Genomic DNA, 12,090 nt, shown 5'->3' with positions numbered 1-12,090 from the left:
GGGGGAGCCCGGGCGGGGGCGGACGCGCCAACAGTAGCGACACGCGGCGGGCCCCCGCCAATACCCCAGCGAGGGCCCGCGACGCAAAACGATCAGAGGGTCAGAACGCCGCTTCGGGCAGCTCCATCACGTCCAGATCGGTGGCCTCGGCGATGGCGCGTTCCGATGCCAGCCGCGGCAGGACGGTCCGGCAGAAGAACTGCGCGGCCGCGACCTTGCCGGTGTAGAACGCCTCGTCCGGGCCGGAGGCGTCGGCCAGCGCGGCGAGCGCGACCTCGGCCTGGCGGCAGAGCAGCCAGCCGACGATGAGGTCGCCGAGCGCGAGCAGCAGCCGGGACGTGTTGAGCCCGACCTTGTACAGCTCCTTCGGGTTCTCCATCGAGCCGAACGCCCACGCCGTCATCGGCTCGATGATGCCCTGGACGTCGTCCAGCGCCCGGCCGAGCAGCGCCCGCTCGTTCTTCAGCCGCCCGTTGCCGGCGCCCGAGTCGGCGAACGCCCTGATCTCCCCGGCGAGCACCTTCAGCGCCTCGCCGTTGTCCCGGAGGATCTTGCGGAAGAACAGGTCCTGGCCCTGGATGGCGGTGGTGCCCTCGTACAGCGTGTCGATCTTGGAGTCGCGGATGTACTGCTCGACCGGATAGTCCTGGAGGAAGCCGGAGCCGCCGAGCGTCTGCAGCGACTCGGCGCCGAGCAGCGCGTACGCCCGCTCGGACCCGAAGCCCTTCACGATCGGCAGCAGCAGGTCGTTGAGCTTCTCGGCGGTCTCGTCCTTGCGGCCCTCGAACTCGGCGATCTGCACGGCGTCCTGGTAGGACGCGGTGAGCAGCACCAGCGCGCGCATGCCCTCCGCGTACGCCTTCTGCGTCATGAGGCTGCGCCGGACGTCCGGGTGGTGGGTGATCGTCACGCGCGGGGCGGTCTTGTCGGTCATCTGCGTCATGTCCGCGCCCTGCACGCGCTCCTTCGCGTAATCCAGGGCGTTGAGGTACCCGGTGGAGAGGGTGGCGATGGCCTTCGTGCCGACCATCATCCGCGCGTACTCGATGACGAGGAACATCTGCTTGATTCCCTCGTGGACGTCGCCGACCAGGTAGCCGACCGCCGGGTGCTTCTCGCCGAAGGTCAGCTCGCAGGTCGTGGAGACCTTGAGGCCCATCTTCTTCTCGACGTTCGTCACGTACACGCCGTTGCGCTCGCCCAGCTCCCCGGTCTCCAGATCGACCAGGTACTTGGGGACGAGGAACATCGACAGCCCCTTGGTGCCGGGCCCCGCGCCCTCCGGACGGGCCAGCACCAGGTGGAAGATGTTCTCGGCCATGTCGTGCTCGGCCGAGGTGATGAAGCGCTTGACGCCCTCGATGTGCCACGTCCCATCCGGCTGCTGGACGGCCTTGGCCCGGCCCGCGCCGACGTCCGATCCGGCGTCCGGCTCGGTCAGCACCATCGTGGCGCCCCACTGCCGCTCAAGGGCCAGCTCGGCGAACCGCTTCTGCTCCGGCGTGCCGATGTGCCAGAGGATCTGCGCGAAGCCGGGGCCGGACGCGAACATGTAGACGGCCGGGTTCGCGCCGAGCACCTGCTCGGCGACCGCCCAGATCAGGGAGCGCGGGGCGCGGCTGCCGCCGAGCTCGGGCACGAGGTCGAGCCGGTACCACTCGGCGTCCATCCACGCCTTGAAGGACTTCTTGAACCCCTCGGGCAGGGTGACGGCGCCGGTTGCGGGGTCGAAGACCGGGGGGTGGCGGTCGGCGTCCTCGAAGGACGCGGCGATCGGGCCCTCGGCGAGCCGGGCGACCTCGTCGAGGACGCTGCGGGCGGTGTCCTCGTCGAAGTCCTCGTAGGGGCCGGAGCCGAGGAGGTCCTGGCGCCTGAACACCTCGAAGAGGTTGAACTCCAGGTCGCGGAGGTTGCTCTTGTAGTGGCCCATGCGAGCCTCCGTGTCGTCCGGCGGAGCCCCGGCGGCTACCGGTCCCGCTGCATTTACTCGTCGGTAACTCATCCTCATGCTACCCGCTGGTAACCGACGTCGAACACCCCCGGGGCGTTCGGTGGGAAGATCGTGTGCACGATCACACCCCGAACCCCCCGCGACAGCAGTTCACCCGCGGCAGAACGAGGAGGTGCACATGAAACACAGGGAGGCGGAGGTCCCGAGACTGACCGTCATCGGGACCGGCTACCTCGGCGCCACGCACGCCATCTGCATGGCCGCGCTCGGCTTCGAGGTCCTCGGCGTGGACGTCGACCGGCACAAGATCGGCAGGCTGGCGTCCGGCGAGGTCCCGTTCTTCGAACCCGGTCTGCCCGAGCTGCTCACCAAGGCTCTCGACTCGGGCCGGCTCCGGTTCACCACGTCCTACGCGGAGGCCGCCGACTTCGGCGACGTCCACTTCCTCTGCGTCGGCACGCCCCAGCTCCCCGGCTCGGACGCCGCCGACCTCACCTACGTCGACGACGCCGTCCGCTCCCTCGCCCCGCTCCTGCGCCGCCGCGCCCTCGTCGTCGGAAAGTCGACGGTGCCGGTCGGGACGGCGCGGCGCCTCACCGGCGTTGTCCAGGACCTCGCTCCCGCAGGCGCCGACGTCGAGCTCGCCTGGAACCCCGAGTTCCTCCGCGAGGGCTTCGCCGTCGACGACACCATGCGTCCCGACCGGCTGGTCTTCGGCGTCGCGTCCGGCTGGGCGGACGAGCGGCTGCGCGCCGCGTTCAAGCCCCTCCTCGACCTCGGCACCCCCGTGGTCCGCACGGACCTCGCCACCGCCGAGCTCGTCAAGGTCGCCGCCAACTCCTTCCTCGCCACCAAGATCTCCTACATCAACGCGATGGCGGAGGTGTGCGAGGCCGTCGGCGCCGACGTCAAGGACCTCGCCGACGCGCTCGCGCTCGACGACCGCATCGGCGGCAGGTTCCTGCGTCCGGGCCTCGGCTTCGGCGGCGGCTGCCTCCCGAAGGACATCCGGGCGTTCGCGCACCGCGCCGAGGAGATCGGTGTCGGGCACGCCGTGTCGTTCCTGCGCCAGGTGGACGAGATCAACCGGCGGCGCCGCGCGCGCACCGTCGACCTCGTCCGCGAGGCGCTCGGCGGCGACCTCGCGGGCCGGCGCATCGCCGTGTGGGGCGCCGCGTTCAAGCCCAACTCCGACGACGTCCGCGACGCTCCCGCGCTGGACGTGGCCCGCACCATGCACGGCCTCGGCGGCGACGTCCGCGTCTACGATCCGGCGGCGCTCGACAACGCCCGCCGCGCGTTCCCCGAGCTGCGCTACGGCGACAGCGCGTTCGACGTGGCGGGGAACGCCGACGTCGTCGTGCTGCTGACCGAGTGGTCGGACTTCCGGGAGGTGCGTCCGGAGGCGCTGGCGCAGGTCGTCCGGCACAAGCGGATGGTGGACGGTCGGCACGCCCTCGACGCGGCGCAATGGCGCGCCGCGGGCTGGGAGTACCGCGCCCTCGGCCGATCCTGATCACTCCCGGTCGCCAGGAATGTCCTCCGGCACGGGGCCGTTGACGCTGGCGAGGGCCCGTGGCCCTCCCGGACGAGGTGCGTCGTACCCGGCAGGCGAAGACGGCGCGTGACAGCAGCCGTCTCGTCCCCGGGAGGGTGACCATGCCCTGGATCCTCGTCATCGCCGCCGGCCTCTTCGAGGTCGCGATGGCCCTGTGCCTGAAGGGCAGCAGGGGCTTCACCGAGCCGCTGCCGTCCATCGGCTTCCTCGTCTTCGCCGTGACCAGCTTCGGGCTGCTCAGCCTGGCGCTGAAGAACCTCGACGTCGGAACCGCCTACGCGGTGTGGGTCGGGATCGGCGCGGTCGGGACGGCGACGCTCGGCATGCTCTTCCTCGGCGACCAGGTGTCCGCGCTCAAGATCGCCGCGCTGGCGTTCATCCTGGTCGGCGTCGTCGGCCTCAACCTCGCCGGAGGTGGCCACTGACGGCCGTTTTGCGCGGCGATTCCCAGGTCACGACCACACCCAGGAACGTAATCTCCCGTAACAGCGTCTATGGGACGTGGGCGCCCGGACGTAGGGGACGGAAGCGCCCGGAGTGCTCGGAAACGGGAGGACGGACCTTGGTCTTCAAGAAGCTGCGTCAGGCGATGGGCATCGGCGGCCCGTCGATCGAAACGACCCTGCACGACCCGAACACCAGGCCCGGTGGTGCCATCACCGGCGAGATCACCATCATCGGCGGCCAGCACGACTCCGACATCAAGTCGGTGAACCTCGCGCTGCGCACCCGGGTCGAGATCGAGTCTGGCGACAACGAGTACACGTCCAACCTGGAGTACGCGAAGCTGCCGGTGGCCGGTGCGTTCGAGCTGGACGACGGCGCCCGGCACAGCATCCCGTTCCAGTTCGCCATCCCGTGGGAGGCGCCGCTCACCCACATGTACGGGCAGCCGCTGCGCGGCACCACGGTCGGTCTCGCGACCGAGCTGGAGGTCGCGGGCGCGATCGACCCGGGCGACCTCGACCCGATCGCCGTGCACCCGCTGCCCGCGCAGGAGCGCATCCTCGCCGCGTTCTCCAACCTCGGCTTCCAGTTCCGCAACGCCGACTGCGAGAAGGGGCGCATCTGGGGCGTCCACCAGGAACTGCCGTTCTACCAGGAGATCGAGTTCTACCCTCCGGGCACGTACGCGCGCGGCATCAAGCAGCTCGAAGTGACGTTCGTGTCGTACCCGCAGTCGATGGAGGTCGTGCTGGAGCTCGACAAGCGCGGCGGCGCCTTCACCGAGGGCCGTGACGCGTTCAGCCGGTTCACCGTCGACTACGCGACCGTCGAGAACACGAACTGGGAGCAGCAGCTCGACGGCTTCCTCCGGGACGCCGGACGCCGCCGCGGCTTCTTCTAAACCGTCCTGCCGCTCTCGGGATCCCCTCTGCGACGTTGATCGCAGAGGGGATCTCCGCGTAGAAAGAGTGTCCGTGCCCCAGCCCCCCGGACTCAACGACGCCGAACGACGCCTCTGGGCCGCGTTCCCCACCGGCGCGACGGTCGTGCTCGGCGACGACCGTCCCACCGGTCCGCTGCCCGAGCGGATGGTCCGCGCCGAGATCATCACCCGGCTGCTGCTCGGCGCGGGCGACACCCGTCCCGGCGCGGTGGCCGCCGTCCGCCTGCGCGGCGCCTACATCCTCGGGCGGCTGGACGTCTCGGGCGGGACCATCGAGCACGAGCTGCTGCTGGACGCGTGCCGGCTCGTCGAGGAACCCGACTTCTCCAACACCGAGACCCGCCAGCTGCGGTTCAAGAACTGCTGGATGCCCGGGTTCGACGGCGGCGGGCTCCGCGCGGACGGCTACGTCAGCATGTCCGGGTCGCGGATCGACGGCACGGTCAAGCTGCCGCGCGCGCAGATCGGCGGCGGCCTGCGGATGAACGGGACGACGATCACCGCGCCGGACCCGGAGTCCTGGGCGATGTTCAGCGGCGGCCTCGTCGTCGACGTCGGGATGTTCGTCCGGAACTCGGTCATCACCGGCGGGATGCGGCTGGTCGGGGCGCGGTTGAGCGGCGGGCTGTTCATGGAGGGCACCAGCCTGGTCAATCCCGGCCGCATCGCCCTGGACGCGCAGAACATGATGGTCGAGGACACCGCCGAGTTCAGCCGCGGCTTCTCCGCACTCGGCACCGTCCGGCTGCGCAGCGCCCGCTTCAACGGCATCCTGTCGTTCTCCAAGGCGCGGCTCGACTCCGGCGACCCGGCGCGGATGGCGCTGCACGCGAGCCACCTCCAGGCCGACGAGCTGCTCCTGTGGCCGGAGGAGAAGATCAAGGGCCGGGTGTCGCTGTCGTACTCCCGGATCGCGCTGATCATGGACCATCCGTCCGTGTGGCCGGACGAGCTGTACCTGAACGGCATGACGTACGAGACGCTGCGCGGCGCCGAGTTCAAGGACCGGCTGAGCTGGGTGTCCCGCGACCCCGAGTTCCACCTCCAGCCGTACGAGCAGCTCGCCGCCTGGTACCACGGCATCGGCCACGACGACCTCGCCCGCAAGGTGCAGCTCGCCAAGCTCCGGGCGCGCCGCCGCCATCTGCACCCCGTCGGCCGGGCCTGGAACCAGCTCCTCGACTGGACGGTCGGGTACGGCTACCGTCCCTGGCTGGCGTTCGCCTGGTTCGCGGCCCTGCTCGCCATCGGCACGACGGTGTTCTCCATCGAGGAACCGCGCCCGGTCAAGCCCGGGAACGAGCTGCCCGCGTTCCACGCGCTGATCTACACGCTCGACCTGCTGATCCCGCTCGACACGTTCGGGCAGCAGCTGTCGTACGACGCCGTGAACTGGTCGCGGTGGGTGGCGTACGGGCTGGTCACGACGGGCTGGGTCCTCGCGACCGCGCTCATCACGGGCGCGACCCGCGTGCTGCGCCCGGCGTCCAGCCCGAACTGAGCCGGACCCCGGCCGCGAACTCGGGCGCGGCCCCGGGCGTCCACACGGACAGGGCATCCACGAGAATGGGACGGCATGGGCACGTATCTGATCACGGGGGCGACCGGCGGCATCGGGACGGCGGTCGCGGAGCTGCTCCGCGAGCGCGGGCACGACCTCGTCCTGCTCGGCCGCTCGGCGCGGCGCCTGGACGAGCTGGCCGGGCGGCTGCGCGGCGGCGCGCACGCCCCCACCCAGGTCTTCGACCCGAACGCGGTCGCCTCGGCGCGGCACGACGCGTCCATCACGACGATCCCGGTGGACCTGACCGAGCCGCTCCGCATCGAGGCGTCCCTCGCGGGGGCCGGGCTTCCCTCGCGGCTGGACGGCGTCGTCCACGCGGCGGGCATGGTCCATCTCGCGCCGGTCGCCGACCTGGAGGCGGACGAGTGGATCCAGCACCTGTCGGTCAACCTGGTGTCCGCCGCGGAGATCACGCGCCTGCTGCTGCCCGCGCTGCGCTCCGCCGAAGGTCACATCGTCTTCGTGAACTCGACCGCGGGGCTGCGCGCCAAGCCGGAGTGGTCGGCGTACGCGGCGAGCAAGTTCGGCCTGCGCGCGCTGGCCGATTCGCTGCGCGCCGAGGAGCCGTCCTTGCGCGTCACGACCGTCTACCCAGGACGGACGGCCACGGAGATGCAGCGGAAGGTCCGCGCCCAGGAAGGCCACCCCTACGCAGAGGACGACTTCGCCGCCCCCACGACCGTGGCGCGCGTCCTGGTGTCCACGCTGGAGATGCCGCGCGACGCGGTGGTCTCCGACGTCACCGTCAGGCCGAGCTAGCCCCCGCGCTGTCGCGGCCGGTGGTGGCGCGGCGCAGGATCCAGGCGCCCAGCACGCCGCCGATCAGCCCGAACAGGTGGCCCTGCCACGAGATGCCCGCGTCGCCGGGGATGACGCCGAACAGCATCGTCCCGTAGACGGCGACGACGGCGACCGCGATGGCGATGTCGACCAGCCGCCGCTCGAAGATCCCGCGCCCCACCAGGTAGCCGAAGAAGCCGAAGATCAGGATGCTCGATCCGAGCGTGTTGGCGGAGCTGGTGAACCACACCCCGAGCCCGCCGACCACGATGACGATCAGGCTCATGACGAGGAACTTCGCGATGCCGCGCGCCGCCGCGATGAACCCCAGCACGACGAACGGGACCGTGTTGGCCATCAGGTGCCCGAGCCCGCCGTGCATGAACGGCGCGGTGAAGATGTCCGGCAGGTCGTTGACGTCGCGCGGCTGGATCCCGAACCGGTCGAACCATCCGTCGGACGCGTGGTCGAACAGCTCCAGGACCCACATCACCGCGGTCACGGACCCGATCAGGACCGCCGACGCCAGCGCGCGCGTCCCGTGCTTGGCGAGCCCGTCGGAACGACGCTTCTCCGGGATATAGCTCATGTCAGCCACCGTAAATCTGGACGCCCTCGTACGGCCAACGCGCGAAACGTCCGGAACGTGCCAGCGTGGCTCAGGCGGCGGAGGCGTGCTCCGGCTCGGACGCGTCACCCCGCACGACGATGACGGGGAGGGGCCGCCGCGCGGGGGCGTCGGCCGTACGGCGCAGGTAGCGGCGCTCCTCCGGCGTCGTCCCGCCCCAGATGCCGTCGGGCTCGCCGACGCGCAGCGCCCACGCGAGGCACTCGGCCTTCACGGGGCAGTTCGCGCAGATCGCCTTGGCGGCGTCCTCCTGTGCCTGCAGTACCGGTACGGAGTAGCCGATCGGGAAGAAGAGATCGGGATCGGCACCGCGGCAGATGGCGTGGTCACTCCAGTGTTCTTCGTTCTCGGTGTGGTGCATCGGATCTCCCTGCGCGGCGACGAGACCACCGGCAGTTCGGCTCGCTCGAGGTGGTCTCCACTCAACGTAGTACTACAAGATGTAGTACTACAAGACGTTCGTGAACGTTGCAAGTTAGCGCCCGGATAGCCTGTGACGTGTGCAGCGTGATCAAGAAGTGACCTTCCGCGAGGCTACGGCGGACGATCTGCCCCAGATCGTCCGGCTACTCGCCGACGATCCCCTGGGAGCCACCCGCGAAACACCGGGGACCGAGATTCCGGACGCGTACTTCACGGCCTTCGCCGCCATCGAGAAGGATCCGAACAACTCCGTGATCGTCGCCGAGGTCGCCGGCGAGATCGCCGGGACGCTGCAGCTGACCTTCATCCCCGGCCTCACCTACACCGGCAGCGAGCGCGCCCAGATCGAGGGCGTCCGGGTCGCCTCCTCCCAGCGCGGCCGCGGCCTCGGCCAGGACATGATCAACTGGGCCATCGACCAGGCCCGCGCCCGCGGCTGCCGCGTCGTCCAGCTCACCACCGACCGCCAGCGCCCCGACGCCGTGCGCTTCTACCAGAAGATCGGCTTCCGCCCGTCCCACATGGGCATGAAGTACCACCTCACCTGAGCGCCTCGTGTCAGCCGGCGGTGTACGTCACTTCGGCCACAGGTCGTGGATTTTCTGGCTTTTTCCGGTGCAGACCTCGGGCGGCGCTATCTGATCAGCGCGCATTCCGTAGCCGTCGAGAAACCCTGTTCTCTTGGTCACGGCATGGACCTGCATGACGCTGTGATAGTCACGGGTCTGATCACCCGCGGTGTCGATGAAGCACGCGTCAACATTCGCGACAAAGGCGGCCAGGTGATCGGTGAGCCCAGGGATGCGGGCCGGGTCGTAGTCCGAGAACGCCTTCCTGCCCTCGCGCGGCCTCCAGACGAAGGGCTCCCTGTCGAGGGACGACCACAGGCAGACCGCGTCCGGATATGGGCAGGCCAGGGGGTCGGGACGCGCCGCGGGCTCGGCGCGCGCACTGGCCTTCGGGCGCGCCCCCTCGGCCGGGAAAGCCCACCGGTAGGCGGACTCGCCGACCGGAGTGAACGCGACCAGCAGGCTCGCCGCCGCGGTGCAAATCGCACTGATCTCGACGGCGATCTTCAGTCTGCTTCTTTGCGAGTTGGAAGAATTGTCGGACCGAGGGTCGTCGTCCTCTTGCTCCATACAAAAAAGCGTAACCCAAGATCAGCATTTCCCGAATGGCCGGGCCTTTCTTAGGGCAAACATTCGATTTGTGGGCGAGTGTCGGCAATCGCCGTCGGCCGCGCACTCGGCCCGGGCGCATTCACCGATTGTCAGCGGGAGGTGCGAGGATCCGGGGCCATGGGAGTCCTGTACGGATACTTCGCCGCCGCCGATGACGACGACGCCGTCCGGGCGATCGTCCGCGACAACGGGCAGCCCAGCGGGACCGGCGACGACCAGCTGGTCATCAAGGGCATCGATCCGGTCGTGGAACTGGCACCCGCCGAGGCGGGGCGAACACCGAGGACACCTTCTACTACCCGGCCGCCCCAGACGACCTCGCCGCTTTCCTGGAGCAACTGTCCGCCCTCGCCGACCGCGCCGTGGCCCGAGGCGCCCGCCTCTACTGCTGGATCTGCCCCTGACCCTCGACCGGGCCCGGTTCGTCAGGCCGTCCCGGTTCTCGACGGTCTCCGCCGCGATCGGCGCCCCGGCCAGACCGCTTTACCGAGTCCAGGTCCATTCAATGTTGGGGAACATCCGGTACTTCAACAACCGGTCCAGTCGCTCCGCCGCGGCTTTGGCGTCACCACACGGGGACAGGAACCCGCCACGCCCCTTCCCCGCCTCGAAGTAGCCCCATGTGGCACCCGGTGTCGCGCGGACGGTCACCACGGCCCCGACGTCATCCGCCGCGCCACTTGCGTAGACCCACAGCAACGGCACCGGGAACCCGAACTCCGGCCTCTCGTACAGTTCCACACACCGCCAGCCGATCGGCCTCAGCGCGACCGACAGGAGTTCCAGGTTCCGCACCGCCGCCTCGTCCCCGATGAGCGTCCGCCAGCGCAGGACGGCCTGCCACCGTCCGACCGCCCGGCGCGCACCCGCGAGCACCGTCACAGCACCCACACCACGCCTCCGGTTCGCGCATCGCGCCCGCCCTCGACGACCACGCCGAGCCGCAGATACTCCACCCGGCCGCTCATCGAGACCGCAACGCGCCGCACCGCCCCCCGTGTCCCCGGCGCGGCCGTCTCGAGTCCTAGCAGCACCTGCTGGATCGCCGCGTCCCGATCCCCGGTCACCCCACAGGCGCCCTCCGCGACGTCCCACGTATAAAGCGGCGGTCCGCTCACCTGTTTCACTCCCACGACCAGCCCTCCATAAGTGGCGATTCGGTCACTGTCAGTGAATCGGTGACGGGCGTGATAGGTCACCGTGATAATCACGGGTGAGGGCGGATACCAGCCGTCCAGCGGATATCCCGAGGCGAGGTGCAGCGGCAATGTCCGAGAAACAGCGGATCGGCGCGCGGCTGCGCGCCGAACGCAAGGCGCGTGGCTTGACGGTCGCCGACCTGGCTGAACTCTTCCGCGATGTGGCACCGCGTCGGGTCGCGCAGCGCCTCCCCCGGCTGAAAGACCTCGAGCGCACGATCCGCGGTCATGAGGCTGGCGAACATGCCGTAGGCCCTCGCTACCGCCTCCTCTACGCCGCCGCCCTCGACATCCCGGAGCACGTTCTGTTTCCCATGCCCGCGCCTCCAGCACTCGACGTGCGTGAGGCCGATGACGGGTTGGACGCCGTGGAGCTGGCACGGCGCGTGGCGGCCAGCGACGTCGGCGAGGAAACACTGGTCGCGCTGGAGATGGCCGTGGACGAGCTGGCGGCCGCCTATCCGTGCTCAGCCCCTGCCGACCTTCTGGGCCGGACGCGGCGGCACCTGGAGTACGTCGCGCGGCTCATGGACGCGCGGATGACGCTGATGCAGCGGCGGCGGCTCGTTGTGATCGCCGGATGGCTCTCGTTGCTGGCGGCGACGTGCGACATCGACCTCGGTCACCGGACCGTCGCGGAGGTGCGCCTCCGGACCACCGCGGACCTCGCGGACCACGCCGGACATGCGGAGATCCGCGCCTGGGCGCTGGAGACGCGGGCATGGGACGCCGTCACCGAAGGCAACTTCCGCCAAGCCGTCGCCTTGGCCAAGGACGCGCAGGACGTCGCACCACACGGCAGCTCGGCGTTCATCCAGGCCACCGCTCAGGAAGGGCGAGCATGGGCGCGGCTCGGCGCTGGAGCGGAGACACGCGATGCCCTCGCCAGGGTCGAGCGCCTCGTGGCGCCACTGCCCATGCCCGACCGTCCAGAGCACCACTATCGCTACGACCCCGCCAAGAGCGACGCCTACACGGCCACGACACTGTCATGGCTGGGCGACCCCGCAGCCGTGGCCTGTGCGCGCGGTGTGCTGAGCAGGCTCCAGGCGCCGGACGCGGGGCCCGTACGTCCGCGGCGCGCGGCGGCCGCTCGCCTGGATCTGGCCCTGGCCCTCCTCGCAGCGGACGAGCCCGCCGAGGCGGCGCACACCGCACTGGAAGCCGTGACGAGCGGTCGGCTCGTCCCGTCCACCTACTGGCGCGCCACCGAGGTGATCACCGCTGTGGACGCCTTGGACGTCCCGGAGGCCGAAGACCTGAAGGACGCCTACCGCACCTTCTGCACCATCCCCGGTTGATCGCCATGACGGACGTCCTGGACGTTGATGAGGTGGATCGCCCGTGAATGCGGGATGTTCGTGATCGGTCTTGGTGATCCAGTCTTGGAGGGGATAGGGATCGCCCGTTCGGGGG

13 protein-coding genes and 1 riboswitch are annotated in these 12,090 nt (G+C 70.0%); of the genes, 7 read left to right on the top strand and 6 right to left on the bottom strand.

From position 1 onward, the window contains the following. Window positions 1-100: 100 nt before the first annotated feature. Window positions 101-1,930 (bottom strand): acyl-CoA dehydrogenase, encoded by a 1,830-nt coding sequence (locus E1264_RS31840; RefSeq protein WP_132179358.1) that lies wholly within the window; start codon window positions 1,928-1,930, stop codon window positions 101-103. A 199-nt stretch (window positions 1,931-2,129) separates the two neighbouring features. Between E1264_RS31840 and E1264_RS31835 the strand changes: the two genes are divergently transcribed. From E1264_RS31835 to E1264_RS31815, 5 genes are all read left to right on the top strand, one after another. Next, entirely contained in the window at window positions 2,130-3,467 is a 1,338-nt protein-coding gene (locus E1264_RS31835; protein ID WP_132179356.1) for a UDP-glucose/GDP-mannose dehydrogenase family protein, read from the top strand. 48 nt (window positions 3,468-3,515) lie between these two features. Beyond that, window positions 3,516-3,578, top strand: a riboswitch (guanidine-III (ykkC-III) riboswitch). Window positions 3,579-3,610: 32 nt separating this feature from the next. Then, complete coding sequence (locus E1264_RS31830; RefSeq protein WP_132179354.1) at window positions 3,611-3,934, top strand: multidrug efflux SMR transporter; 324 nt, start codon at window positions 3,611-3,613, stop codon at window positions 3,932-3,934. A 137-nt stretch (window positions 3,935-4,071) separates the two neighbouring features. Further along, window positions 4,072-4,857: a sporulation protein gene (locus E1264_RS31825; protein ID WP_132179352.1), complete on the top strand. Its 786-nt coding sequence runs from the start codon at window positions 4,072-4,074 to the stop codon at window positions 4,855-4,857. A 73-nt stretch (window positions 4,858-4,930) separates the two neighbouring features. Continuing rightward, window positions 4,931-6,400, top strand: coding sequence for a hypothetical protein (locus E1264_RS31820; RefSeq protein WP_132179350.1), 1,470 nt, complete (start codon window positions 4,931-4,933; stop codon window positions 6,398-6,400). Window positions 6,401-6,475: 75 nt separating this feature from the next. Further along, window positions 6,476-7,222 carry an SDR family oxidoreductase gene (locus E1264_RS31815; protein ID WP_132179348.1) on the top strand — a complete coding sequence of 249 codons (747 nt, stop codon included), beginning with the start codon at window positions 6,476-6,478 and terminating at the stop codon, window positions 7,220-7,222. On the opposite strand, the gene E1264_RS31810 is transcribed toward E1264_RS31815, so the two are convergent. Next, on the bottom strand, window positions 7,209-7,832 hold the full coding sequence (locus tag E1264_RS31810; protein WP_132179346.1) for a rhomboid family intramembrane serine protease: 624 nt from the start codon (window positions 7,830-7,832) through the stop codon (window positions 7,209-7,211). The two genes, E1264_RS31815 and E1264_RS31810, sit on opposite strands and share 14 nt — an antisense overlap. Before the next feature lie 70 nt (window positions 7,833-7,902). Next, window positions 7,903-8,232 (bottom strand): WhiB family transcriptional regulator, encoded by a 330-nt coding sequence (locus tag E1264_RS31805; RefSeq protein ID WP_132179344.1) that lies wholly within the window; start codon window positions 8,230-8,232, stop codon window positions 7,903-7,905. 157 nt (window positions 8,233-8,389) lie between these two features. Here E1264_RS31805 and E1264_RS31800 point away from each other — a divergent pair, with 157 nt between their 5' ends. Beyond that, window positions 8,390-8,842, top strand: coding sequence for a GNAT family N-acetyltransferase (locus tag E1264_RS31800; RefSeq protein ID WP_132179360.1), 453 nt, complete (start codon window positions 8,390-8,392; stop codon window positions 8,840-8,842). A 27-nt stretch (window positions 8,843-8,869) separates the two neighbouring features. On the opposite strand, the gene E1264_RS31795 is transcribed toward E1264_RS31800, so the two are convergent. The 3 genes from E1264_RS31795 to E1264_RS31785 all read right to left on the bottom strand — a co-directional run bounded on the left by E1264_RS31795 (window position 8,870) and on the right by E1264_RS31785 (window position 10,743). Further along, entirely contained in the window at window positions 8,870-9,433 is a 564-nt protein-coding gene (locus E1264_RS31795) for a hypothetical protein (RefSeq protein WP_132179342.1), read from the bottom strand. Window positions 9,434-9,958: 525 nt separating this feature from the next. Further along, complete coding sequence (locus E1264_RS31790; RefSeq protein ID WP_207936503.1) at window positions 9,959-10,357, bottom strand: hypothetical protein; 399 nt, start codon at window positions 10,355-10,357, stop codon at window positions 9,959-9,961. Then, on the bottom strand, window positions 10,354-10,743 hold the full coding sequence (locus E1264_RS31785; protein WP_132179338.1) for a hypothetical protein: 390 nt from the start codon (window positions 10,741-10,743) through the stop codon (window positions 10,354-10,356). The genes E1264_RS31790 and E1264_RS31785 overlap by 4 nt, the downstream gene beginning before the upstream one ends. Between E1264_RS31785 and E1264_RS31780 the strand changes: the two genes are divergently transcribed. Next, window positions 10,743-11,975 carry a helix-turn-helix domain-containing protein gene (locus tag E1264_RS31780; RefSeq protein WP_132179336.1) on the top strand — a complete coding sequence of 411 codons (1,233 nt, stop codon included), beginning with the start codon at window positions 10,743-10,745 and terminating at the stop codon, window positions 11,973-11,975. The two genes, E1264_RS31785 and E1264_RS31780, sit on opposite strands and share 1 nt — an antisense overlap. Window positions 11,976-12,090 lie beyond the last annotated feature (115 nt).

The sequence above is a fragment of the Actinomadura sp. KC216 genome, from assembly GCF_004348535.1.
GTDB lineage: Bacteria > Actinomycetota > Actinomycetes > Streptosporangiales > Streptosporangiaceae > Spirillospora.
This window is presented reverse-complemented; position numbering and strand designations above follow the sequence as displayed.

Bases quoted from the DNA above. Each gene is read 5' to 3' on its own strand.
- E1264_RS31815 (WP_132179348.1), top strand. From the start codon at position 6,476: ATGGGCACGTATCTGATCACGGGGGCGACCGGCGGCATCGGGACGGCG.
- E1264_RS31835 (WP_132179356.1), top strand. From the start codon at position 2,130: ATGAAACACAGGGAGGCGGAGGTCCCGAGACTGACCGTCATCGGGACC.
- E1264_RS31810 (WP_132179346.1), bottom strand. From the start codon at position 7,832: ATGAGCTATATCCCGGAGAAGCGTCGTTCCGACGGGCTCGCCAAGCAC.
- E1264_RS31840 (WP_132179358.1), bottom strand. From the start codon at position 1,930: ATGGGCCACTACAAGAGCAACCTCCGCGACCTGGAGTTCAACCTCTTC.
- E1264_RS31830 (WP_132179354.1), top strand. From the start codon at position 3,611: ATGCCCTGGATCCTCGTCATCGCCGCCGGCCTCTTCGAGGTCGCGATG.
- E1264_RS31795 (WP_132179342.1), bottom strand. From the start codon at position 9,433: ATGGAGCAAGAGGACGACGACCCTCGGTCCGACAATTCTTCCAACTCG.
- E1264_RS31805 (WP_132179344.1), bottom strand. From the start codon at position 8,232: ATGCACCACACCGAGAACGAAGAACACTGGAGTGACCACGCCATCTGC.
- E1264_RS31780 (WP_132179336.1), top strand. From the start codon at position 10,743: ATGTCCGAGAAACAGCGGATCGGCGCGCGGCTGCGCGCCGAACGCAAG.